Origin of the sequence: Pseudonocardia yunnanensis, from assembly GCF_039534065.1 — a bacterium.
Classification (GTDB): domain Bacteria; phylum Actinomycetota; class Actinomycetes; order Mycobacteriales; family Pseudonocardiaceae; genus Pseudonocardia; species Pseudonocardia yunnanensis.
In genome coordinates, this window is sequence record NZ_BAAAUS010000030.1 from 1 (window position 1) to 23648 (window position 23648).

The 23648-nt window shown below is 71.2% G+C and carries 17 protein-coding genes; 11 read left to right on the forward strand and 6 right to left on the reverse strand.

Annotated features, from left to right (window positions below; genetic code table 11):
- From ABD743_RS27175 to zwf, 3 genes are all read left to right on the forward strand, one after another.
- On the forward strand, nucleotides 1–1389 hold a 1389-nt coding region (locus ABD743_RS27175; protein ID WP_344725168.1), incomplete at its 5' end, for a transketolase family protein.
- Between the two features lie 79 nt (nucleotides 1390–1468).
- Nucleotides 1469–2488, forward strand: coding sequence for a phosphogluconate dehydrogenase (NAD(+)-dependent, decarboxylating) (gene gnd, locus ABD743_RS27180; RefSeq protein ID WP_344725170.1), 1020 nt, complete (start codon nucleotides 1469–1471; stop codon nucleotides 2486–2488).
- Nucleotides 2485–3888, forward strand: coding sequence for a glucose-6-phosphate dehydrogenase (zwf, locus tag ABD743_RS27185; protein ID WP_344725172.1), 1404 nt, complete (start codon nucleotides 2485–2487; stop codon nucleotides 3886–3888). The genes gnd and zwf overlap by 4 nt, the downstream gene beginning before the upstream one ends.
- Before the next feature lie 406 nt (nucleotides 3889–4294).
- Here zwf and ABD743_RS27190 read toward each other — a convergent pair whose 3' ends face one another.
- From ABD743_RS27190 to ABD743_RS27200, 3 genes are read right to left on the reverse strand one after another with little or no spacing between them, the layout of a single operon-like run.
- A complete protein-coding gene (locus tag ABD743_RS27190; protein WP_344725174.1) occupies nucleotides 4295–5974 on the reverse strand; it encodes a copper resistance CopC/CopD family protein in 1680 nt (559 codons plus the stop codon).
- On the reverse strand, nucleotides 5971–6741 hold the full coding sequence (locus tag ABD743_RS27195) for a YcnI family copper-binding membrane protein (protein ID WP_344725176.1): 771 nt from the start codon (nucleotides 6739–6741) through the stop codon (nucleotides 5971–5973). The genes ABD743_RS27190 and ABD743_RS27195 overlap by 4 nt, the downstream gene beginning before the upstream one ends.
- 36 nt (nucleotides 6742–6777) lie before the next feature.
- Nucleotides 6778–7452, reverse strand: a complete 675-nt coding sequence (locus ABD743_RS27200) for a DUF5134 domain-containing protein (protein WP_344725178.1) — start codon at nucleotides 7450–7452, stop codon at nucleotides 6778–6780.
- Between the two features lie 299 nt (nucleotides 7453–7751).
- On the opposite strand from ABD743_RS27200, the gene ABD743_RS27205 reads away from it, so the two are divergent.
- Genes ABD743_RS27205 through ABD743_RS27215 form a run of 3 tightly spaced genes read left to right on the forward strand, consistent with a single transcriptional unit; the run spans nucleotide 7752 to nucleotide 13113 of the window.
- Nucleotides 7752–8735, forward strand: coding sequence for a cytochrome c oxidase assembly protein (locus tag ABD743_RS27205; RefSeq protein ID WP_344725180.1), 984 nt, complete (start codon nucleotides 7752–7754; stop codon nucleotides 8733–8735).
- A complete protein-coding gene (locus ABD743_RS27210; protein WP_486362892.1) occupies nucleotides 8732–11089 on the forward strand; it encodes a heavy metal translocating P-type ATPase in 2358 nt (785 codons plus the stop codon). The genes ABD743_RS27205 and ABD743_RS27210 overlap by 4 nt, the downstream gene beginning before the upstream one ends.
- 50 nt (nucleotides 11090–11139) lie before the next feature.
- The gene (locus tag ABD743_RS27215; RefSeq protein ID WP_344725182.1) at nucleotides 11140–13113 is read left to right on the forward strand and encodes a cytochrome c oxidase assembly protein; all 1974 of its coding nucleotides are present in this window, start codon (nucleotides 11140–11142) and stop codon (nucleotides 13111–13113) included.
- Between the two features lie 98 nt (nucleotides 13114–13211).
- On the opposite strand, the gene ABD743_RS27220 is transcribed toward ABD743_RS27215, so the two are convergent.
- The gene (locus ABD743_RS27220; protein ID WP_344725184.1) at nucleotides 13212–14096 is read right to left on the reverse strand and encodes a helix-turn-helix transcriptional regulator; all 885 of its coding nucleotides are present in this window, start codon (nucleotides 14094–14096) and stop codon (nucleotides 13212–13214) included.
- Between the two features lie 159 nt (nucleotides 14097–14255).
- Between ABD743_RS27220 and ABD743_RS27225 the strand changes: the two genes are divergently transcribed.
- The 4 genes from ABD743_RS27225 (at nucleotide 14256) to ABD743_RS27240 (ending at nucleotide 19497) form a co-directional block, all read left to right on the forward strand.
- Complete coding sequence (locus ABD743_RS27225) at nucleotides 14256–15077, forward strand: SDR family NAD(P)-dependent oxidoreductase (RefSeq protein ID WP_344725186.1); 822 nt, start codon at nucleotides 14256–14258, stop codon at nucleotides 15075–15077.
- A 17-nt stretch (nucleotides 15078–15094) separates the two neighbouring features.
- Nucleotides 15095–15907: a hypothetical protein gene (locus tag ABD743_RS27230; RefSeq protein WP_344725188.1), complete on the forward strand. Its 813-nt coding sequence runs from the start codon at nucleotides 15095–15097 to the stop codon at nucleotides 15905–15907.
- A 178-nt stretch (nucleotides 15908–16085) separates the two neighbouring features.
- Nucleotides 16086–16724: a TetR/AcrR family transcriptional regulator gene (locus tag ABD743_RS27235; RefSeq protein WP_344725190.1), complete on the forward strand. Its 639-nt coding sequence runs from the start codon at nucleotides 16086–16088 to the stop codon at nucleotides 16722–16724.
- Between the two features lie 28 nt (nucleotides 16725–16752).
- On the forward strand, nucleotides 16753–19497 hold the full coding sequence (locus ABD743_RS27240) for a PEP/pyruvate-binding domain-containing protein (protein WP_344725193.1): 2745 nt from the start codon (nucleotides 16753–16755) through the stop codon (nucleotides 19495–19497).
- Nucleotides 19498–19564: 67 nt separating this feature from the next.
- Here the strand turns inward: ABD743_RS27240 and ABD743_RS27245 are convergent, their stop codons facing one another.
- On the reverse strand, nucleotides 19565–21058 hold the full coding sequence (locus tag ABD743_RS27245) for an aldehyde dehydrogenase (protein WP_344725195.1): 1494 nt from the start codon (nucleotides 21056–21058) through the stop codon (nucleotides 19565–19567).
- A gap of 289 nt (nucleotides 21059–21347) precedes the next feature.
- Between ABD743_RS27245 and ABD743_RS27250 the strand changes: the two genes are divergently transcribed.
- On the forward strand, nucleotides 21348–22550 hold the full coding sequence (locus ABD743_RS27250; protein WP_344725197.1) for a PucR family transcriptional regulator: 1203 nt from the start codon (nucleotides 21348–21350) through the stop codon (nucleotides 22548–22550).
- Nucleotides 22551–22594: 44 nt separating this feature from the next.
- Here ABD743_RS27250 and ABD743_RS27255 read toward each other — a convergent pair whose 3' ends face one another.
- The gene (locus tag ABD743_RS27255) at nucleotides 22595–23557 is read right to left on the reverse strand and encodes a TIGR03619 family F420-dependent LLM class oxidoreductase (protein ID WP_344725199.1); all 963 of its coding nucleotides are present in this window, start codon (nucleotides 23555–23557) and stop codon (nucleotides 22595–22597) included.
- Nucleotides 23558–23648 lie beyond the last annotated feature (91 nt).

Sequence of the window (23648 nt, forward strand, 5' to 3'; positions counted from 1 at the left end):
GTGCAGGTCGTCGACAGCGGCGAGAACGTCACCGGCATCCTCCAGGCCCTCGACAATGCCCGCGCCGAGACCGACCGGCCCTCCTTCATCGAACTGCGCACCATCATCGGCTACCCCGCCCCCACCAAGATGAACACCGGCAAAGCCCACGGCTCCGCCCTCGGCGCCGAGGAAGTCGCCGAAGTCAAAAAGATCCTCGGCTTCGACCCCGACAAGAACTTCCAGATCGAAGACGACGTACTCGCCCACGCCCGGAAGGTGATCGACCGCGGCCGTGCAGCTCACCAGGCCTGGACGACGACCTACAACGACTGGGTCGCCCGAGAGCTGGACCGCAAGGAGCTGCTCGACCGCATGCACGACCGGTCGCTTCCTCCCGGGTGGGAGAAGACCCTGCCGAGCTGGGACGTCGGGCATGAGGAGGTGGCGACGCGCAAAGCCTCGGGCGAGGTGCTCACATCGCTCGCCGACGTGCTGCCGGAACTGTGGGGCGGCTCGGCCGACCTCGCGGGGAGCAACAACACCACGATGGAGGGAGCCGACTCGTTCGGCCCGCCCTCCACCGCCACGACGATGTGGAACGCCCACTGGTACGGCCGCACCCTGCACTTCGGCATCCGCGAACACGCAATGGGCGCCATCCTCAACGGCATCGCCCTGCACGGCCCCACCCGCCCCTACGGCGGCACCTTCCTCACCTTCTCCGACTACATGCGCCCCGCGGTCCGCCTCGCCGCACTCATGCAAGCCTCGGTCATCTACGTCTGGACCCACGACTCCATCGGCCTCGGCGAAGACGGCCCCACCCACCAACCCATCGAGCACTACGCCGCCCTGCGCGCCATCCCCGGCCTCTCGTTCATCCGGCCCGGCGACGCCAACGAGACCGCCCACGCCTGGCGCGCCGCGCTCGAACGAGCCGAAGGTCCCACAGGCCTCGCGCTCACGCGTCAGAACCTGCCCGTACTGGAGGGCACGTCCTACGAAGGCGTGACCCGCGGCGGATACGTGCTCGCCGAGGCATCCTCCGGCGGCCCGCAGGTGATCATCATGGCCACCGGGTCCGAGGTGCAGGTCGCGGTCGACGCCCGAACGGTCCTGGAGAACGACGGCGTGCCCACCCGGGTCGTCTCGATGCCCTGCGTCGAATGGTTCGACGAGCAGGACGAGGCCTACCGCGAGGCCGTGCTACCGGCCGCTGTCCGAGCCAGGGTCTCGGTCGAGGCAGGAGTCGCGCAGCCGTGGCACCGGTTCACCGGCGACATCGGCGAGTGCATCTCCATCGAGCACTACGGGGCGAGTGCCGACCACAAGACGCTCTTCCGCGAGTTCGGGATCACCACCGACGCGGTGGTGGACGCCGCGCGCCGCTCCCTGGGCCGGGTCTGATCCCCCTCCCCGGCTCGGCGCCGGGAGAGATCCGACGGATGACGATGCAGCAGATGGAGAAATGGAGCAGAAACCGAGCATGAAGATAGCGATGGTCGGATTGGGGCGGATGGGCGCCAACATGGTGCGCCGGTTGCTCCGCGACGGACACGAGTGCGTCGTTCACGACATCTCGGCCGACGCCGTCGCCGCGCTGGTCGGCGAGGGTGCAGAGGCGGCGTCGTCACTCGAGGATCTCGTGTCCCGGCTCGAGGCACCTCGCACCGTCTGGCTGATGCTTCCGGCGGCGATCACCGGGGGCACGGTCAAGAACCTGCTCGACGTGCTGAAGCCCGGCGACGCGATCGTCGACGGCGGCAACTCCTCCTACCGTGACGACATCGACCGGGCGGCTGCCGCGGCCGCCTACGACGTGGACTACGTCGACTGCGGCACGAGCGGTGGGGTGTGGGGGCTCGATCGCGGCTACTGCCTCATGATCGGCGGGCCGGACCGCGCGGTCACGCGGCTCGACCCCGTGTTCGCCTCGCTGGCGCCGGGCGTGGATGCGGCAGCACGTACGCCCGGCCGGCACGGCGCGGTGTCGCAAGCCGAACAGGGCTACCTGCACTGCGGCCCACCGGGAGCGGGCCACTTCGTGAAAATGGTGCACAACGGCGTGGAGTACGCCCTGATGGCGGCCTACGCCGAAGGGCTCAACATCATCCGCGGCGCAGGGGTGGGCCGCCGCGCCACCGGGGCGGACGCGGAGACCGCGCCGCTGCGCGAGCCGCAGTACTACCCGTTCGACACGATCGACCTCGGCGAGGTCGCCGAGGTGTGGCGCCGCGGCAGCGTGATCGGCTCGTGGTTGCTCGACCTCACCGCGCAGGCGCTGCTCGCCGACCCCGACCTGGAGCAGTTCACCGGGCGCGTCTCCGACTCCGGCGAGGGCCGATGGACGTCCATCGCGGCGATCGAGGAGGGCGTGCCCGCCCCGTTGCTCACCGCCGCGCTCTACAGCAGGTTCGCCTCCCGCGGGAGCGAGGTCTTCGCCGACAAGGTGCAGTCGGCTCAGCGCAGGGAGTTCGGCGGGCACATCGAGAGGAGCGCCGAATGACGGCCGCCGACGCCGCAGCGACCGATGTCGCTGCGGAGCACCCCGGCCCCCGTGCGGACGTACTGGTGCTCTTCGGAGTCACCGGTGACCTCGCCCGCAAGATGATCCTCCCCGCGCTCTACCGGCTCGTCGAGCGCGGTGAGCTCACCGTGCCCGTGATCGGCGTGGCCCGCACCGACTGGAACACCGAGAAGCTGCGCGAACACGTCGGCCACAGCGTCGAGGCAGCACTGGACGACGTCGAGCCCGCGGCGCTGCAGCGGCTGCAGGGTCTGGTGCACCTCGTGTCGGGCGACTACGGGGACCCACTGACGTTCGAGAGGCTCGCATACGCGGTCCACAGGCACGCGGGGCAGGGCGCGTTCGCCGTGCACTACCTGGCCGTCCCGCCGGGCTTGTTCGGCGCCGTCGCGGACGGGTTGGCCACAGTGGGGCTGCACGAGTTCGCCCGGCTCGTGGTGGAGAAGCCGTTCGGCCGCGACCTCGACTCCGCCCGGGCGCTCGACGCACTGTTGCGCCGCCACTTCGCGGACGAGCGGATCTTCCGCGTGGACCACTACCTGGGCAAGGAACCGGTCGAGGACCTGCTGGTGCTCCGGTTCGCCAACACCCTGCTCGAACCGATGTGGAACCGCACATGGGTGGAGCGCATCGACATCACGATGGCCGAGGACTTCGACGTCGCCGAGCGGGGCTCGTTCTACGACTCGGTGGGCGCGGTCCGCGACGTCGTGCAGAACCATCTGCTCCAGGTGCTCGCCTACCTGACGATGGACGCCCCACACAGCGACGCAGCCGACGACCAGCACGACGCCAAGAACCGGCTCCTGCGGGCCGTACGTCCCGTGGACCCGGCCGATGTCGTGCGCGGGCAGTACATCGGCTACCGGGACGCGGCCGGTGTCGCCCCGCGCTCGACGACCGAGACCTACGTGGCATTGACCCTGCACATCGACAACTGGCGCTGGAGCGGCGTGCCCGTGCACATCCGGGCGGGCAAGGCGCTACCACGCACCGTCGTGGACGCCGTCGTGGTCCTCCGCCGGCCGCCACAGATGTTGTTCACCGGGACGGATGGGCCGCCGCCGCCCAACCGGATCCGACTGCGGCTGCAGCCTGACGCCGGTGTCACCTTCCACGTCCTTGCGAAGCGGCCCGGTGGCGACGACGTGGCGACCGAGCTGCCCGTGTCGGTGGACTTCCGCCAGGTGCTCGGCCCGGTCCACGCGGCCTACGAACGGGTCTTCGAGGATGCGCTGGCCGGAAACCCCGCGCACTTCGCCCGGCTGGACAACCTCGAGCAGGCCTGGCGGATCGTCGGACCGATCCTGGACGTGGGAACGGAGCCCCTGCCGTACGCCCCCGGCACGTGGGGCCCCACCGAGCAGCTGCGCTCCTGAACCATCCGGTGCTTCCCGGACGTGATCTCTTTCATGGCGATTCGCTCCGGGGTGAGTGCGCCGCGCATCGACACCGATTCGCGCCGCTCGCGTCTCCCCTGCGCCTCATGCGTGGCTTGCCCGGGAATGTGACCGGGGACAAACACGGGCGCGACCAGGGGCTCACCCCACAAAAGTGCATACGTGCCCTTCTCGTCACATGAAGGAGAACGCGATGATCTGCGGACGATGTGGATGGTTCGTTCCCACTGACTGCACATGCCGCCGAGTCAGCGACCCGGCCACGATGGCCCGACTGCGGGGCATCGTCGACCAGCGTCATCGTGATTCAGCGGCTCGAGCGAGCAGATCGGGGTGGGCGATCGAGCCGCGGCTGGCCGGATGAGACCGGCCCCGCTCGTTTCGCCTACCACACCCGGTATCGGGCCGCTGTCGCGTAAGCCTGCGTCGGGTCCACCGTCACGTCGAGTGTGAGCGTCCAGATCCCCGGGAGCGGCACGACGGCGTTCGTGCTGTGCCACCGCGACGTGTCGCCCGGGTCGTTCACCAACCTGACGCCCAGGGCGGCGACGCTCGCGGTGGACAGGGCCGCGGTGATCGCCTGTACCGGGACCGGTCGGCCGGCACCGTCGATGACGTCGAGCTCGACGTCCTGCCTGCCCCGCCGCGTGTCGTCGACGTGAACGTGCACGACGTCCGCGCCGAGGGGTGCCTCGACGTCGACCGGCGGCCCGTAGGTCGTGGTGGCCGGTGGCTCCGACACGAGCACCGCGGTGACGGCCAGCACGACGACGGCGAGGGCGGCCTCGATGCGCACGCTGCGCCGGATGACGGAGAGCACGTCGCCGCCGGCGAAGCGTTCGTCGTCCGTCCCGCCCGGGGCGGGGGCCAGGACGCGTCGCTGTGCCAGAACGGCGGCGACGAGCATCGCGGCGACGACGCCGAGCTTGATCAGCAGCACGGCACCGTAGCCGGTGGACCACAGCGCCTGTACCGGGTCGATCTGGCGCGAGGCCTGGAACTCCCCGGTCACCACCAGGCACGCGACGCAGCTGTAGGCGATGTAGGACCAGCGCTTCATGGCGGCGGAGTGGAGCTCACGCCCGCCCCGTCGGGCGAACGGCACCACGACCGTGACGAGGACGGCGAGGCCACCCAGCCAGACCGCCATCGCGGCCAGATGCAGGATCGCGGAGATCAGCGCGAGCGGGACGTCGGGACCGATGGACTCGTGCCCGGTCAACGCGACGGTGACCAGGAGTGCCAGCGCCGCCACCGCACCGGTCACGGCATGTCCGAGGCGGCGCAGTCGAGCCAGCGAGGCGCTGGTCAGCAGCGGGATCACCAGGAGGAGCAGCGCCAGCCGGGCGATCAGCTCCTGCCCGAAGGCACTGCCGAGCGTCTCTCCCGCGCCGGCGAGCCGGAGCACCGCGGGCCAGCTGCCGTCCTGCGCCCGTGCTCCCTGGAGCAGGAACGCGGCCAGGGTGCCCACCATCATCAGTAGCCACCCGCACCACAAGGTCAGGCGGGTGCGGCGCGCGGTGATCACCCATGGCCACAACCACGCCGCCGCGGCACCGACCCCGATCAACAGGACGATCCCCAGATAGAGCAGGCCCTGCGCCACATCGCCGGTGACGTCCAGTGCACGCGTCCGGTCCGGCGGCGGTGCGGGCGCGGCCGAGGGGTCCACGCCGATGCCGAAGGTGACGGAGCCCCCGACGATGTGCGTGTCCGCCGACACCACGCGCCAGGTCGCGGAGTACGTCCCGGCGGGCAGGCCCGGCCGGAGCGGCAGCACGATCGTCGTGCCGTCCGCGGACTGTCGCAGCTGCCCGGTGTCGACCCGCTCCCCGGTGCTGGAGATGACCTCGTCGGATGCCGGGATCGGCTGGACGGCCTCGTCGAACGTCAGCGACACCGCGGCCGGCTCACTGTCGACCTTGGCGCCGTCCTGAGGTGAGCTGGAGTCCAGCACCGCGTGCGCGCTCGCCGGACCCGCCGACCCGACGAGAGCGACGACGGACAGCAGCGTGGCGAGGACCAGGGTGCAGAGCCTGGGGCGCGTGCGGAACGCCCGGATCACGACCCCGCCGTGGTCCTACGCCTGGTCAGGGCGAGCGCCAGGGCGGCGGCGCTGATCACCAGGGCGACGATGCCGAGGACCAGGCCTGCGATGCCCGTCCACGAGCCTCCCGACGAGCTCTCCTGCCCGGTCATCCCGGTCGTACCGGTCATCCCGGTCATGGCCGCGCCCGCGGCGGACATGTCGGCCCCGCCGGGCGAGAGTTTCAGCAACGGCGCCGGGTGGGCCGGTTCGGTGGTTCCGTCGGCCGACTGTTCGTCCCAGTTCACCGTGGTGCCGTCGCTGTAGGTCTGCAGCGCCCCGAACGACACGCTGGACGCCTTGGGGAACGGGCCAACCGACAGGTTGAACATGTCGAACTGTCCCGGCGGGATGGCCGACGCGGGGCTCGTCGCCTTGAAGTCGACCTGCGAGACGTACTGGGTGATCGTCGACCCGTCCTCGCCCGGCACCGGGTTGGCGAGCGGCTTCTTCTCGACCGTCGCGGTCCAGCCGGCCTTCGGTTGGGTGTCCACCGAGGTGAACGGCGTGTTCGCAGGAAAGGTGATCTGCAACCCCGTGGTCGACGCGGTGGCCGATTCGGTGGGCACCCGGAAGGTCACCACCCCGGAGCCCGCCTGGACCGCGTCGGTGCCGGACACCTTCACGTGCGCCGATGCCGGCACGGCGAAGGCCAGGGTGGCCACCACCGCTCCGATCCCGGCGAGACCGGCCCGAAGCGCCCACCGGCGCTTCCGGACCTCGGCACCGACCGCCGTGTCACTCAATTTCTCCTACCTCTCGTTCCGGTCCACCGCAGACGGCTAGGCCATCACGGCAAACGTCACCGCCATCGCGGCCGCCATCAGGCCGCCGATCACCGCCGTCACCGACGTGCCGGTTCGCGCTCGGCGGAAGAAGACGGGACGCAGTCCGTGCGCCACCAGTCGAATCGCCGCGGCACAGAACACGATCGCGAGAAGGACACACGGCGGCTTGGTCCACATCGGGAGCCCGGACATCGCATCCATTCCACCTGCGGCCGGCGCCGACATGCTCATTCCCGACATGCTCATGCCGGCCATCGACGCCATGTCGTCGGACGACATCTGCGCGGATTCGGAGATCGCGGACGCCGGGGGCGACATGGTGGACATCACCACACCCATCCAGACCATGGAGCCCATCATCATCGCGCGGTACCAGGCGTTGTGGCCGATCACGACCGGCGCACCGGTCGTCGGATGTGCGAAGAAGAGCGCCTCTGCGATGAACCACAACATCGCGCCGGTGAAGACCGTCACGTACAGCATGATCGGAACCGTCGCAGTCCAGAGCATCACGATCATCGCGATTCCCATGAGCGCATGCAGGCCGGCGCCGAGCGTGAACCACCACCCGAGCCGAGGCCTCCACCGCCCGGCCGCATGAGCGATGTAGTACCCGGCGGCCACGGCGAATGCCGCAGACAGAATCCACCGGGAAACCTGATCGGTCATCACTTCCGCCGGTCCTCCTCCCCCGAACATGCCGCTCTACTGGTCCGCGGTTCCACCCCCGCGGTTCCGCGCAATGGGCCACGTCACACAACCCGAGCTCCGCGACATCGGCATGTGTCGCTGTTCCGCGGGCCTCGGAACAGCCTTATGTGTCTAAGACACGACAGGGGGTCGTTATGTGACGCGCCAGGGATGTGACGAACGCCGGCTCCGGGAACCAAGCGGGTCGCGGCGACGACTATGGATGTCGACGCGCACACCAGGGCGCGACGACCCGAGGGCGGAGGTGGAGCACGACCGTGATCGACGATGCGCCGAGCTGGGGGGCGGCACTGGCGCTCTGGCGGTTCTCCCCCGTGGTCGACCTGCTCCTCGCGCTCGCGACGGTGGGCTATCTGCTGCTCGTGCGCCGCTGCGGTGCCGGGGACGGCCCCGGATGGCCGTGGTCGCGCACAGCCGCGTTCCTCGTCGCCGTCGCCGCGCTCGTGGTGGCGCTCGACGGCCCGGTGGCGGCCTTCTCCGACGTGCTGTTCTGGGTGCACATGGTGCAGCACCTGATGCTGATCATGATCGTGCCGGTGCTGCTCGTCTGGGCGCAGCCGTGGCGCCTCGTGCACACGGCAGGAGGCCCCCGGGCACGCGCCACCGTGGACCGCGTGGTCGGCAGCCGGGTCGCGCGCTGGCTGACCGCACCGCTCCTCGGCCTCGGGCTCTATGCGGCCGTGGTCATCCTGACCCACCTCACCGGCTTCCAGCAGATCTCGGCCACCCAGCCCCCGATCCGGGCGGTCGAGCTCGTTCTCTACCTGGTCAGCGGCTACCTGCTGTTCCTGCCGCTCGCGGGGTCGGAGATGAGCCCGTGGTCGCCGCCGCATCTCCTGCGGTTCGTGCTGCTGGCGTTGAGCATGGGCGTCGACACGCTCACCGGCGTGGTCCTGATGCTGACCCCGCGGCCCCTCGCGAGCGCCTATGCGGCCGCCCACCCGGGGTGGGGACCCAGCGCCCTGGCCGACCAGGAGGCCGCAGGCGCGATCATGTGGTTCGGCGGGGACGTCCTGATGCTCGTACTGATGATCGCGATCGCGGTGCGCTGGGGCCGGGCCCGCGACCAGGACCAGGGCTTCGGCACCTGGATCGAGGGCGTGCGCCACCGCACGCTGCTCGGCACCGCGGCGACCGACGTCGACCACGTGGACGACGACGAGAGCGCGCTGCGGGCCTACAACGAGGCGCTGGCAGCCCTGCATGCCCGCACCTCCGGAGACAAGGGAGACCGGCCGTGACGGCGGACGCAGCAGCCGAGGTCGCCTCCGGCCCGGTCGGCGAACTGCGGCAGTACGAGATTCTCGTCGGCGGGATGACGTGCGCGGCCTGCGCCGCCCGCGTCGAGCGCCGGCTGAACAAGCTCGACGCCGTACAGGCCACCGTCAACTACGCCACCGAGCGGGCGCGCGTGCTGTGCCGGGACGGCGTCGACCCGCGCACGCTGGTCGAACAGGTGGAGCGGGCCGGGTACACGGCACGGCGGATCGACGACGTCGCCGCCACGGGTGACGACGACAGCGACCACGAGCGTCGGGTCGCCGACCTGCGACGGCGGCTCGCGGTGGCCGCCGTGCTGGCCGTGCCGATCTGCGACATGTCGCTGGCCCTGTCACTGTTCGGTGAACTGCGCTTCCCGGGCTGGCAGTGGGTGCTGCTCGTGCTGGCCGCCCCGGTGGTCGCGTGGTGCGCACTGCCCTTCCACCGGGCCGCGCTGGCCGGGGCACGCCACGGTGCGGCCTCGATGGACACCCTCGTCTCGGTCGGGATCCTGATCGCCTCCGTGTGGTCACTGTGGGTCATGATCGCCGACCGCGACGTCACACCCGGCCTGGGCCAGGGCCTGTCCGTGCTGACGGGCAGCGACCACGCCCTCTACCTCGACGTCGCCGCGGGCGTCACCACCTTCCTGCTCGCGGGCCGTTACTTCGAGGCGCGGGCGAAGCGGTCGGCCGGGTCCGCGCTGCGGGCGCTGCTGGCGATGGGTGCCAAGGACGTCGAGGTGCTGCGCGACGGCGAGGCCCGCCGTATCCCCGTGTCGGAGCTGGAGGTGGGCGACACGTTCACCCTCCGGCCGGGCGAGATCGTCGCCACCGACGCCGTTGTGATCGACGGCAGCTCGGCCCTCGACCTCAGCATGGTCACCGGCGAGCCCGTGCCCCAGGAGGTCGTCCCCGGCACCGCGGTCGTCGGCGGCGCGGTGAACTCCGGTGGACGGCTCGTGCTGCGTGCCACCCGGGTCGGGGCCGACACCCAGCTCGCGCGGATGGCGCGCCTCGTCCAGCGGGCGCAGGAGGGCAAGGCCGGCGCGCAGCGACTGGCCGACCGCGTGGCCGGGGTGTTCGTGCCCGCGGTGCTGGCCCTCGCCGTGCTCACCCTGATCGGCTGGCTCCTCACCGGGCACCCGGTCGGGCTGGCGGTCACCGCGGCGGTGGCCGTGCTCGTCGTGGCCTGCCCGTGCGCACTGGGCCTCGCCACGCCCACCGCGGTGCTGGTCGGCACCGGTCGTGGCGCCCAGCTCGGCGTTTTCATCAAGGGCCCGCAGGCGCTGGAGGCCACCCGGGCCGTGGACACGATCGTCCTCGACAAGACCGGCACCCTGACCGAGGGGCGCATGCGGCTCGTCGACGTCCGCACCGCTCCCGGCGTCACGCGCTCGCGGCTGCTCGCCATGGCGGGCGCGGTCGAGGCGGCGTCGGAGCATCCCATCGCGGCGGCGGTCACCATGGCAGCCACGGCCGAGCTCGGGGCCCTTCCCGCCGTCACCGACTTCGCTGCTCAGCCGGGCCTGGGCGCCCATGGACTCGTCGACGGTGAGCGGGTGGTCATCGGCCGGGCGAAGCAGCTCGCCGAGCACGGGCTGCGGGTGCCGGAGGACGTGCAGGCCGCCCGCGACGAGCTCGAGACGCGCGGCGTCACCGTCGTCCTGGTCGGCTGGGGCGACGCGGCACAGGGCCTGCTCGCCGTGGCCGACACGCTGCGGGAGACGAGCGCGGCCGCGGTCGCCGCGCTGCGGCGGCTGGGGCTGCACCCGGTCCTCGTCACCGGGGACAACGCCCGCACGGCGGCCACCGTCGCCGCCGAGGTGGGCATCGACGACGTGGTCGCCGAGGCGCTGCCCGAGGGCAAGGTCGAGGTGATCCGGAAGCTCCAGCAGCAGGGCCGGAGCGTCGCCGTCGTCGGTGACGGGGTCAACGACGCCGCGGCGCTCGCGGCGGCCGACCTCGGCATGGCCGTCGGCGAGGGCACCGACGCCGCGATCGAGGCCGCCGACATCGTCCTCGGCCGCGAGGACCTGCTCGTCGTCGCCGACGCCGTGGAGCTCGCCCGCCGCACCCACCGCACCATCCGCGGCAACCTCTGGTGGGCGTTCGGGTACAACACCGCGGCACTGCCGCTGGCCGTGCTGGGCCTGGTCAGCCCGCTCATCGCCGCTGCGGCGATGGCCCTGTCGTCGGTGTTCGTCGTGTCGCACAGCCTGCGCCTGCGCCACTTCCGGCCCACCGCAGGTGGCCCCGCTGTGACGACGTCCGACCGGCACCGCGTGGCGACGCGCGATCGCCACGGCGTGAGCGAGCTTGCGAGCGAACCATGAGGCACAGCAGCTCCGCGAACGCGGTCGACGAGCGTCAGCGAGGAGGCGGCGTGAGCGGGCCCGGCGTGATCACCCCGGATCGGCGCGGCGGGGCGATGCCCGGCCGGTCCATGCGGGCGGCGCTGATCCTCGGGGTGGCGGTCTCGGCCGTACTCACCGGCGCGCTGCTCGCTGCGCTCGCTCCCAGCGTCGCGGTGCAGTACGGGCTGCAGGACCTCGGCCCGGTCGTGGACGCTGGGCTGCCTGCGGCTCGGGTCGTCGCGGTGGGCGCGGCCGCGCTGAGCATCGGGAACCTGCTGCTCGCGGCGGTGCTGGCCCCCGGCGACGTGCACGGTGTCGTCTCGCCCAGCGGCTACGCGGGCCTGCGGGCCGCCGCACGCTGGGCGCTCGTGCAGGCCGTGGCGTCGGCCGTGGTCACGGGGCTGCTCGTCGCGGAGAACAGTGGCGTCCCACCGGCGTCGCTGGCAGGCCGCCTCGACGTGCTCGTCGTCGGCATCGGCCAGATCCAGCAGGCGGGCGGGTGGGCGGTCTCGACGCTCGCCGCGCTGGTCGTCGCGGTGCTCGCGGCCCTCGCACTGTCGTGGCGCAGCGCCGTGGGCCTGTTCGTGCTCGCCATGGCCGCGCTGCTGCCCATCACCCTGACCGCGGCCACGAACGCCGAGCGCTCCCACGACATCGCGGGTGACGCGGTCACCCTCCACGTGCTCGCCGCCGTGCTGTGGCTGGGCAGTACCGCCGCCACCGCGGTGCACCTCGCGCGGCGCGGCCCGGCCGCCGACGTCGTGCTGCGCCGCCATCGCACCGTCGCCCTCGGTGCGCTCGTCGTGGTCGCCGCATCCGGCGTCGTGTCGGCCTCGTACGCGCTCGCGCCGTCCGACGTGTTCACGAGCGGGTACGGGTGGCTGGCCGTGGTCGGACTGCTGGCGGTGCCGCTGCTCGCCCTCGCCACGCACCGGCTCGGCGCGGTCGGGCCGGGGATCGCCGGGCGGCAGGCGGCGCTACGGGTCGTCGCCGTGGAACTGGTGCTGCTCGGGCTCGCGTTCGCGACCGGCACGGCGCTGACGCGGGTGCCGCCGCCGAGCGAGACCGGCTACGAGGCCACCCGGTACGTCTACCTGATCGGTTACGACCTTCCCGCACACCTCACCGCGGCCGACCTCGCCATGCGCTGGCGGCCGGACCTGGTGTTCGGCCCGCTCGCCGTGCTCGGGGCGGTCACCTACCTGATCGGGGTCCGGCGGCTGCGCCGCGCCGGCGGCGAGTGGCCCGCACGGCGCACGGTCGCGTGGCTGGCCGGCTGCGCCACCGTGCTGGTCGCCACGTGCTCCGGCATCGCCACCTACGGCGCGGCCCTGTTCAGCGTCCACATGGTGCAGCACATGCTGCTCGCCACCCTCGCGCCGGTGCTGCTCGTCCTCGGCCACGGTGTGACCCTTGCCCTGCAGGTGGCGGAGCCCGGCCCGGCCGCCCGGCTCGTCGGAATCCTCGACAGTCCGGCGGTCCGGTTCATCCGCCATCCGGTGGTCGGCTGGCTGGCGGCCGCGGCCACCGTCTTCGGGCTCTACCCCACCGGGTTGTACGCCGCGATCGTGCAGGAGCACTGGGCGCACCTCGCGATGAACGTCGCGTTCTTCGCCACCGGCCTCGCACTGTTCTGGCCCGTCCTCGGCCGTAGCCTGCCCGCACGCGCTCTCCCCGCGATCGCACGCATCGTCATGGTGTTCGCGGTGATGGCGCTGCACGCCGGATTCTCGGTGTGGCTGCTCGGCCTGTCCGCGCCCGTGGCCGGCGGCTTCTACGGCGCGCTGCAACTGCCGTACGTCCCGAACCTGCTCGCCGACCAGCGGCTCGGGGCGGTGCTGGCGTGGGTGCTCGGGGAGCTCCCGGTGATCCTCGCGGTGCTCGCCCTCGTCGCCCGCTGGGCCCGCGACGACCGCACTCCCCGCGCGGAGGCCGAATCGTCCTACCCGGACCGGCTGCGGCAACGGCGGCTGGAGCGGCTCGTGGCCCGCGAACCCGGCTGACGCACACGAGAACCCCGCAGGGGCCTCCGCGCCGGTGATTCCGAGACCTATCAGCTACTCGGGGTCGGAGTACGGGGCATATGAGCGCGGTCGCCGCCTCAGTTCCCGTGCTGGGTGACGATCGTGCCGAGCTGCGGGCTCGCGCCGGGTTCGGTCCACGTGGCCAGAAGGTCCAGAGCATGCCTCGCGGGCGACGACGGTGCGGCGAGGAAGACGATCAGCATCTGGTCGGGATCGCCAGGGAAGGTCATCGCCTCCGTCTCCAGGTGGATCTCACCGACCAGCGGGTGGCGCAGCGTCTTGTTCCCGTGGCCGAACTCGACCACTTTCTGGTCGGCCCACCACCGACGGAAATCGTGGCTCGTCATGGAGAGCTCGCCGACCAGCGCGGTCGTCTTCGGGTCGTCGGGATGACGAGCCGCATCCATGCGCAGCGTTCCGACCATGTCGGAGGCGACCCGTTCCCAGTCGTCGCCGAACAGTGATCGTGCACCCTCGTCGAGGACGAGCCAGCGGGTGGCGTTGCGGTCCCGGGCCGGCATCGATGTGAAGTCGGCCAAGAGCAGACGGGCCATGCGGTTGGCGACGAGGACGTCGGTGCGTCGGCCCATGACGAAGGCCGGAGTGTCGCCCAACTGGTCGATCAGGGCGAGCAGACCAGGACGAACTGACTGTGCCTTCGGCGCGGTCCGGCGCCGGGAGGGCCGTGACTGCCGGGCCACGGTGTGCAGGTATGCGCGTTCGGCAGGATTGAGCTGCAGCGCCGATGCGATCGCGTCCAGGACCGCCTCGGAAGGGGTGATCGGGCGGCCCTGTTCGAGCCGTGTGTAGTAGTCGACGCTGACGCCGGCCAGCGAAGCCAGCTCCTCACGACGAAGCCCGGGGACCCGCCGGCCGGTAGGTGGCAGCAGGCCTCCGGCCTCAGGCCGCAGCGCCGCACGCCGGACGCGCAAGAACTCGCTCAGTTCGTCGTTGTGCGCCATGCCCTCCATGGTGCCTCCGCTCGATTTGCGTCGCGGGACGTCATGGTGGCCCTCCGCGTCCTATGGTCGGGAGAGCCATTTTCGCGTCCTCGGGCGGCTCCATCGCGTGGGTTGATTGGTGCGACACCGATTTCCCTCCGAATCGTAAGGAGTCATCCCATGTCCGAGACTTGGCTGATCACAGGCGCCACCTCTGGCTTCGGGCGGCTTGTCGCCGACCGGGCGCTCGCCCGCGGCGCCCACGTGATCGCCGTTGGGCGCCGCGGTGACCTGCTCGGCCGGCTCGCCGCGGAGGCACCGGCCGGCGCCCGCGTCACACCGATCACCCTGGACATCACCGCACCGGACGCACAGGCGACGCTGAGTGCGGCGGCGAGCGCCGCCGGCGGGTTGGACGTGCTGGTCAACAGCGCCGGCTACGGGCTGTTCGGAGCAGTGGAGCAGATCAGCGCCGCCGAGGTCCGCGCGCTGTTCGACACCAACGTGCTGGCGAATCTGGCGGTGCTGCGCGCCGCGCTGCCGGCTCTGCGCGCGTCCCGGGGCCGCATCGTGCAGATCTCGTCGATGAACGGTCAGTTCGCCTGGGCGTCGTCCGGCCTGTACTCGGCGTCGAAGGGGGCCGTCGAGCTCTTCAGCGAGGCATTGGCGCTGGAGCTCGCCCCGACCGGTGTCCGGGTCACGATCGTCGAGCCCGGCGTCTTCGCCACCGAGTTCGCCACCTCCCTGCATGTCATCGCTCCCGACGAGGTCTACTCACCGACCGTCGGGAAGTTCCTCAGCGACTTCTCGCAGCTGCCGCCCTCCGCCTTCGGCGAAGCCGCGCAGGTGGCCGACGCGATCATCGCGGTGTCGACCATGGATGAGCCTCCACTGCGCCTGGCGGTCGGTGCTGACGCTGTCGCCGGGATCCGCGCCTCGCTGCAGTCGCGCCTGGCCGAGCTCGAGAAGTGGGAGACCGCCGTCGTCGGGTCGGCCGCCTGATCTCACAAGGAGTTCACATGACCGCATCTTCCCGAAGTTCGCTCACGAGCCTGCTCGATTCAGGAATCACCGCGCAGTCGCTGCTTTCGCTGGCTGCACCCGGCGCGGTGTTCGATAGCGCCCTCACCGACTGGCCGGGATTGTCCCGATCACAGGCGGCGAGTCTGCTGGCCGCGGAAACGGCCGGCGTGGAGAACAGTGGAGTCAGGGAGCAGTTCGTCGGCGAGCGCCGTGAAGGCCTGATGATCGCCGGCGAGGTCGAGGGCGAGCCCATCCGGCAGATCCTCTTGGCCACCTTCGACGAACACGGGCGACCGACCCGGATCAAGAGCTTCTTCAACAGGATGCTGCCGTTCACCACGTTGCGGGACCGCGCAAAGCTGGCCTTCGACGATCTGCCTGCCGAGGCCTGGGACGTGCCTCGCCTACCGGCTGACACGGGCGAGTATTCGGCCAAGCCCAACTTCGCGTACAGCCCGGCACTCAGTTTCGACAGTCCGGTCCTCCGCAAGAACGTTTCCCCCGAGCCGGTGTCGAGCCGGGTTCTCGGACACGCGACCTCGATCTACGGGGCGAGGGAGTGGAACGAGTTCAGCCTGGACCGCGGCGAGAAGCGCATGGGCTACTTCGACGGCGGCATCAAGGGGCGGCCGGTGTCGATCGCGTGCGTCCTGAGGTTCGACGATGGCAACCTGGCTGACATCGCCGCTTGTGCGCGGCCGTGGTCGGCGGCCCTGGCGATCTATTCCCGCATCAAGGGACGGCTCGGCGAAGAACTCGGCCCCGAGTACTTCTGGGCAGCACAACCGGACTACGAGTCCTATCTCTGAGCCCCGCGGTGCCCCGGCCATCTGTCGTGATGCCGGTAGTCCGCCGATTCGCCCGCATGACCGCAGACGCGCCGGCACGTCGTACCCAACCTCTGCGGTCAGCACATCTAGCGGCTACACTGTTGTGTAGCGTACTGTCCGTGCGGACAGCCAGTCGTCCGCGCGTACAGGGGGAAGTGTGGCGTCACCCGGAATCGATCCTGCGGACCTGACCGCACGGGCCCGCATCAGGGATGCCGCGCTGCTGCACTTCGGTGAGCACGGGTTCGACCGGGCCACGATCCGGGGGATCGCCGAGACGGCAGGCGTGTCGTCCGGGCTGGTACGCCACCACTTCGGCTCGAAGCAGGCCCTGCGCGAGGCGTGCGACGCGCACCTGGCCTCCGTGATCCGCCGGCTCAACGACCAGGTCCGGTCCGAGTCCACGACCAGCCGCGTCAACCACGTGGCCAGCGCCCGCGCCGCGATGGGGCCCTACCAGCGCTATGTGGGTCGCGCCCTGGCCGAGGGGTCCGCCACGGCGCTGTTCGACGTGATGGTCGAGCTGAGCGAGCAATGGCTCGCGGAAGCCGACGCCGCGCGGCCCGATCCTCCCGGCGTCGATCGCCGCACGCGCGCCGCGGTGATCACCGCGATGGCCTTGTCCGTCTCCGTCCTGCACGAGCACCTGTCGCGCGCCATCGGCGTCGAGGTATTCAGCCCGGAAGGCGACCTGCTGCTCGCGCGCACGCTGATCGACATCTACTCCCACGCCATGCTGAGCACGGAGGACGCGGCCAAGATGCTGGCCGCTCTCCCCGAGCCCCGGAACACCTGAGAACCACCACCACAGCCAAGGGGGGCACGTGGAAAGGATCATTCGAAGTTTCGAGGAACTGGCCCGCGACGACGTGGACGTCGCCGGCGGCAAGGGCGCGAACCTCGGCGAGCTCACGCGGGCCGGACTGCCCGTGCCGCCAGGGTTCGTGCTGACCACGGCGGCATACCGCGAGTTCGTCGCGTCGAGCGGGATCGGCGACCAGGTGCTCGGCCTCGCCGCGCTGCCCGCTGACGCGGAACCGGGAGCGTACGAGGAGCCCTCGGCACGCATCCGCGAACTGTTCCGCTCGGCGGCGGTACCCGACGCGGTGGCGAAGGAGGTGCTCGACGCCCGGCTGCTGCTCGGTGACGCCCCGGTCGCCGTCCGCTCGTCGGCCACTGCCGAGGATCTCGAGGGCGCGAGCTTCGCCGGCCAGCAGGACACCTACCTCAACGTGCGCGGCACCGACGCGCTCCTGGCGGCCGTCCGGGACTGCTGGGCGTCGCTCTGGACGGCGCGGGCGATGGCCTACCGGGCACGCCAGGGCATCGACCCGTCCGCCGTGGCCCTCGCCGTGGTCGTGCAGCGGATGGTCGACGCCGACGCCGCAGGGGTCATGTTCACGGCCAACCCCACCAACGGACGGCGCAACGAAACGGTGGTCTCGGCCGCGTGGGGCCTCGGTGAGTCCGTCGTCAGTGGATCGGTGACCACCGACGACGTCGTCGTGGAGATGCCGAGCGCGCGCGTGCGCTCCCGCACCACGGCGGAGAAGGCGGTGATGACCGTCGCCACCGAGCAGGGCACCGAGGAGCACGCCGTGCCGGCCGCGCAGCGCGCCCGCCAGGTGCTCGACGACGACGGTGCTGCCGCACTGGCGCGGCTGGGCGCTCGGATCCAGGACCATTTCGGCGCGCCGCAGGACGTCGAGTGGGCTCGGGCGGGCAGCGAGGTCTGGATCGTGCAGGCACGGCCGATCACGGCGCTCCCGGAACCGGAGGCCGACGCGCCCACCGACTGGTCGGTGCCGGACCCCAAGATCGCCTACTACATGCGCGCGAGCATCGTCGAGCAGCTACCCGACCCGCTCTCGCCGCTCTTCGCCGACCTCGTCGACTCCTCGGTCACGCGGTCCCTGCGGGCCCTCTTCCGCGAGTTCCTCGGTGAGGACGTGGTGCGCGACGGCGACGTCAGCATGCCCACGGTCAACGGCTACGCCTACTACCGGTACACCCGCGCGGGCCTCACACGGGTCATGCTGCGCAGTCCGGCGGTTCTCAAGCTCGTGACGAACTCCGGCGACAAGGGCGCACAGGCACGGTGGCGCATGTACTCCCACCCGCGCTACCAGCAGGTCGTCGAGCGCTGGACGGCGCAGCCACTGGACGGGCTCACCGTGCCCGAGCTGATGGCGGGCGTCCGTGAGCTGCTCGACGCGGGCACGGAGTACTACACGGCGGTGCAGACGATCATCCCGATCGCCGCCGGCAGCGAGGTGGTCTTCACGCAGTTCTACGAGCGGCTGGTCCGCCGGGCCGGGGACCCACCTGCCGCGACGTTCCTGCTGGGCTTCGACAGCGCACCGATCCAGGCGGAGAAGTCGCTCTACGACCTCGGGAAGTGGGTCCGCGAGCACCCCGCCCTCGCGGAGTACCTACGCACGACGGCGTCGCCGGAGGTGGTCGGTCTGCTCGACGGCGGCGGAACTCCCCCTGGCGTCGAAGCGGCGACCTGGCAGGACTGGCGAGGCAGGTTCCGGGCGCACCTCGACCGCTACGGGCACACCGTCTACAACCTCGACTTCCGCAACGCCGTGCCGGCCGACGACCCCGCCCCGCTGCTGGACACGCTCCGCTTCTACCTGGGCCGGTTCGATTCGTCGTCGGCCGACGCGCCGAGCGGCGGTGGCCCTGACCCGTACGAGCGGCAGCGCCGCACCAGCGCGCGCCGTGAGGAGGCAACGGCGGCCGTGCTCGCGCGGCTGGACGCGCCGCGGCGCGCCACGTTCACCCGGCTGCTCCGGTGGGCGCAGGGCATCGCCCCGGTCCGCGAGGACGCGCTCGCGGACATCGGCCTGGCCTGGCCGCAGCTGCGCCGGATGCTGCGTGAGCTGGGCGAGCGGCTCGTGGCGGCCGGGACGATCGACCGTGCCGACGACGTGTTCTGGCTCCGCCGCGACGAGGTGCTCGGCGAAGCCACACCGCTCGGCGAGGCCGTCGAGGAGCGCAAGGCCCTCTGGCGCGGGCAGCGGCGGGTCACGCCGCCGCAGATCCTGCCGCAGGGCACGTCGTGGGAACGGTGGGAGAGCATCATGCCCGCGGCGTCGGCCGACCAGACGGGCCCGGTCCTGCGCGGCACCGGCGCCAGCGCAGGGCAGGTGACGGCCCCGGCTCGCGTGCTCAACGGCCCGGAGGACTTCAGCCGGATGAGGCCGGGGGACGTCCTCGTCGCGAGCATCACCACCCCGGCATGGACGTCGCTGTTCGCCATGGCGTCGGGCGTGGTCACCGACGTCGGCGGACCGCTCTCCCACAGCTCGATCGTGGCTCGCGAGTACGGCATCCCCGCCGTGCTCGGCACCGGCGTGGCCACCCGGCGTATCGCGGACGGCTCGCAGATCCGCGTCGACGGCGACGCAGGCACGGTGACCCTGCTCGACGAGGCCGGGGACGACGCGACACCGGCCACGGGCGACGGACCGGCGTCCCGGCGAGGACCCGCGCTCGCCGCAGCCGCACTGGCAGGCGCGGCGGCACTGGTGCTCGCCCGCCGCCGCCGGCGCCGCCGCTGAGCCCGGCTGCGCACCCTGACGGTCACCGCACACCTGCACCGTGTGCGGTGACCGTCGGGTGTGGCGGCTACTTCGTGCGGTAGTCGGTGGGCACGTCCTCGAGGATCACTGTCTTCGTCTCGAGGTAGGGCAGCAGTCCCTCACGGCCGCCCTCGCGTCCGATCCCGGACTGTTTGAACCCGCCGAACCCCATGCTGAGCTCCATGCGGAACGCGTTGTGCCCCACGGTGCCGGACCGCAGCTGGCGGGCAACGTGCCGCGCCCGGTCGACGTCATTGGTGAACACCGAGGCGTTGAGCCCGTAGATCGTGTCGTTCGCGATCGCGACGGCGTCCTCCTCGTCCTCGGCCGGGATCACGGTCAGCACCGGGCCGAAGATCTCCTCGCGTGCGATGGTCGAGGAGTTGTCGACGTTCGCGAACACCGTGGGCTCCACGAAGAACCCGCGGTCCAGGTGCTTGGGCCGGCCACCGCCCGTGGCCAGCACCGCTCCCTCCTCGATCCCCTTCGCGATGTAGCCCTCCACCCGGTCGCGCTGGCGCCGCATCGCCAGCGGGCCCATCTGGGTGCTCTCGTCGAACGGGTCGCCGACCTGCACCTGCGAGAAGGTCGAGGAGAGCGCCTCGACGAGCTCGTCGTGGCGCTTGCGGGTGACGACGATGCGGGTCAACGACGCGCACACCTGGCCGGTGAGGCGGCACTCGGCACTCGAGAGGACCTCGGCCGCCCGGCCCAGGTCCATGTCGTCGAGGATCACCGCGGCCGACTTCCCGCCAAGCTCGAGCGTGAAGCGCGCGATCCGCTCGCCGCACAGCGAGGCGATGCGCCGCCCCGCTGCCGTCGAGCCGGTGAAGGCGATCTTGTCGACGCGAGGGTCGCGCACCAGCAGTTCGGAGACCTCACGATCGGCCGTGACGACGTTGAGCACCCCGGCCGGCAGCCCGACCTCCTCGGCGATCTCCGCCATGAGGTAACCGGCCCCCGGCGCCTCCGGAGAGCACTTCAGCACCACCGTGCACCCGGCGAGCAGCGCGGGAGCCAGCTTGTGCGCGATCAGCGCCATCGGCGCGTTCCAGGGAATGATCGCCCCGACCACCCCGACGGCCTCGCGAACCAGCAGGCCGAACTTGCCACCGGCCACGGGCTCCCTGGGCGTCTCGAACGGATAGTCCGTGGCGAGGTCGGCGTAGAACTCGTAGGTCTTCGGGATGCCGCCGATACCGGCGCGCGCCGCCGCGTAGAGGATGCCGGACTCGCGCGGCCAGATCTGGCTGGCGTCCTCGGCCCGCCGGCCGATCGCGGCGGCGATCGCGCGCAGATACCCGGCGCGCTCCTCGTGTGACATCCGCGGCCAGGGGCCGGTGTCGAAGGCCTTCCGGGCCGCCGCGACGGCCGCCGAGATGTCGGCCTCCCTGGCCTCCGCGACCTGGAAGAACAGCTCCTCGGTGGCCGGCTCGATCACGTCGATCATGGCACCCGACGAGGGGGCGGCCCACTCCCCGTCGATGAAGAACCGGTCCGGGCGCCGCAGCGGCGCCCTCGTGTCACTGGTGACGCTCATGCCCGATCTCCCTCCGACCAGATACCGCCGCTTCTACGGAGCTATCTGGCAATCAGACCCGCATCTGCGGAACATCTCCCGAGAGTAGACGGCTCGCGCCCGCCCCGTCAGGGCTCAGTCATGATCGCGAAGCGACCAGAGCCTGCCACCGCCGAGCGGGGTCACGGCCCCCGGTTCGCCGGAGACGAGCCGAACGTCGGCGACCGCCACCGGGATGACGAGGCCGGGTACGAGGTGGGTCCGGACACGTTGAGATGCCGCGTCCGGCGGCGCTATGTAGCTTGCCGAAATGGCCAGGGCCACCCGGGCGAATCTGCTCGCCACGCTCCATCGCAACCTTCCCGAGATAACCGATCACGTCTCCGAGGCGGCGCTTGCGGCGATTCCGGCATACGCCGAGTTCGACGAGGACCTCCGATGCCCCACGGGCCTTGCCGTGCGGAGCTTCGTCGAGCACGTGGAGGGTAAGCGCAACGAGGTCGACCACTCACTCATCGAGTACGCACGCCAACTCGCCCAGCGCGGCGTCGACGGTGGAACGCTCGCCCATTGGTGGCGAATCGTGAATCACGAGCTCTGGGTCTGGCTGACCACGAAGTGCCCCACGGAATTCGACCTGCAAGGCGACGGACTGGCCGTCTGGAACGAGTTTCTCGACATCCACGAACGGTATGTGGGCGCCAGCATGGATGCCTTCTTCGAAACACAGAGCGAAATGCGCGCGAGCGAACTCGCGTGCCGTCACGCGTCGCTCGACGCACTTCTCGACGGTCGGGCGTCGGATCAGACCGCCACCATGCTGCAGGTGCTCGGCATCCGGTCGGAGAAGGTACGCATCGCCCGGTTCTCGTTCACCGGCACGGGACCGAACGACCCGGCCGACCCGTCATCGCGGTTCGAGCCGTTGATCCGGGATATCCAGGCACACACCCGTCGCCTGCCGTGGACGGTGTCCGACGGGCGGCTGATCGTGTGCCTGCCGCACGACGAACGCACGAAGGGGAGTCTTGCGAGGCTTGCGGATCGGCTCGAGCCCACCGTGCACGTCGGCGTCAGCCGGCCGTGGCCCATCACCGGAAGCCTCGCGGTACCCAACAGGCAAGCCGAGCTGGCTCTCCGGGGAGCCGGCACGACCACGCGGCTGGTGGACTTCGGCGCACTCTCACTCGTGCAGATCGCCGCGCTGCAGGTCGACCTGAAAGCCGAGGACGTTCCCCCCGCGCTCGACACCCTCCTGGCGGAGGACGCCAGGTCGGGCCACGAGTGGGTGCGCACCGCCGAGGCCCTGACGCAGTCCCACGGAAGCATCTCCGGTGCCGCCGGCGCGCTGCAGGTACACGCGAACACCATCTACTACCGGATCACCGCGGCCCGCAGCCTCAGCGGCCTCGACCTTCGCAACCCGACGGTCCTGGCGGACATCCAGTTCTTCCAGGCATGCCGGGCCTTCGGTACCTACAACGGCGCCGACCCGGCCGCGCCCCCCGAGTAGCGTCGGCGAGAAGCTCTGCGCCGGCGCCCGCTGCTCGCTGAACCTCACGGCGCGAGGGCGCCGAGGCGGCGGGCCGCCTCGATCACCTCACCGAGCAACCCCAGCCATTCGTCCACGTCGGCGGCCTTCAGGCCCACGTCGAGCCCGAGGCCCTGGCCTGCGCAGAGGTACACCTGGGTCGCACCGGTCTCGCGGGCAGCCAGGAGGTCCTCGGCGATCTGCTGGGGCGATCCGCCGAGGAACGGCCGGCCCTCCCCGATCGGCTCACGGGTGACCGGGGTCGGCCAGGGCGCCTGGTTGACCACCATGAGGTCCCCTGGGTCGCGGCCCGCCTCCCGGGCGGCGTCATGGAGCGCTGACACGACGCCGCGCAGTTCCTGCGCCGAGGAGGTGATCGGGATCAGGCCGTCCGCGATCCGGCCGGCGCGCTTGATGGCGGCCGGCGAATTCGCGGCGAGCAGCACCGGAATGTGGGCCTGGACCGGCTTCGGGTTCACCTGCGACGGCGCGATTCGGTAGAACTCGCCTTCGTGCCGGACCGGGTCCGGGCCCCACGCGGTCCGCATCGCCGTGATGAATTCCTCCGTGCGGGCACCCTTGCGGCTGCTCGACACGTTCGCCGTCTCGAACTCGTTGTGCTCCCAGCCCTGTCCCAGGCCGGCGATGACCCGGCCGCCGCTGAACCGGTCCAGGGTGGCGAGCCGGCGGGCGAGCATCACGGGTACGTGCAGCGGCGCCACCAGGATCGCGGTGCCCAGCTTGATCCGCTCGGTCACGGCGGCGATATAGCTCAGCGTCTCCAGCGGTTCGTACACCGAGCCGTAGAACTCCGGCACCATGTCGGGTTCACCCCCCGTCCACAGCACGACCTTCTCGAGCGGGCGGAGCAGGCGTTCGAACGTCCACAAGGCGCTGTAACCGAGCCGATCGGCCTCCTTGGCGACTTTGACGATCGTCTCCGGCGAGGTCTGCGGCCCGGCGACGGGCAGTGCGAGACCGAGTTCCATTGGTCCTCCAACAGGTGGAATTCATGAACGGGTTGTCAGAGATCGGCAGTCCCGACGAGTCAGCGATGCCAGGACCTGTCCGGTAATGCGC

Excerpts from the sequence above, each read along its gene's own strand:
- gnd (WP_344725170.1), top strand. The coding sequence starts at position 1,469 with ATGAAGATAGCGATGGTCGGATTGGGGCGGATGGGCGCCAACATGGTG.
- zwf (WP_344725172.1), top strand. The coding sequence starts at position 2,485 with ATGACGGCCGCCGACGCCGCAGCGACCGATGTCGCTGCGGAGCACCCC.
- ABD743_RS27200 (WP_344725178.1), bottom strand. The coding sequence starts at position 7,452 with ATGACCGATCAGGTTTCCCGGTGGATTCTGTCTGCGGCATTCGCCGTG.
- ABD743_RS27220 (WP_344725184.1), bottom strand. The coding sequence starts at position 14,096 with ATGGCGCACAACGACGAACTGAGCGAGTTCTTGCGCGTCCGGCGTGCG.
- ABD743_RS27225 (WP_344725186.1), top strand. The coding sequence starts at position 14,256 with ATGTCCGAGACTTGGCTGATCACAGGCGCCACCTCTGGCTTCGGGCGG.
- ABD743_RS27230 (WP_344725188.1), top strand. The coding sequence starts at position 15,095 with ATGACCGCATCTTCCCGAAGTTCGCTCACGAGCCTGCTCGATTCAGGA.
- ABD743_RS27245 (WP_344725195.1), bottom strand. The coding sequence starts at position 21,058 with ATGAGCGTCACCAGTGACACGAGGGCGCCGCTGCGGCGCCCGGACCGG.
- ABD743_RS27250 (WP_344725197.1), top strand. The coding sequence starts at position 21,348 with ATGGCCAGGGCCACCCGGGCGAATCTGCTCGCCACGCTCCATCGCAAC.
- ABD743_RS27255 (WP_344725199.1), bottom strand. The coding sequence starts at position 23,557 with ATGGAACTCGGTCTCGCACTGCCCGTCGCCGGGCCGCAGACCTCGCCG.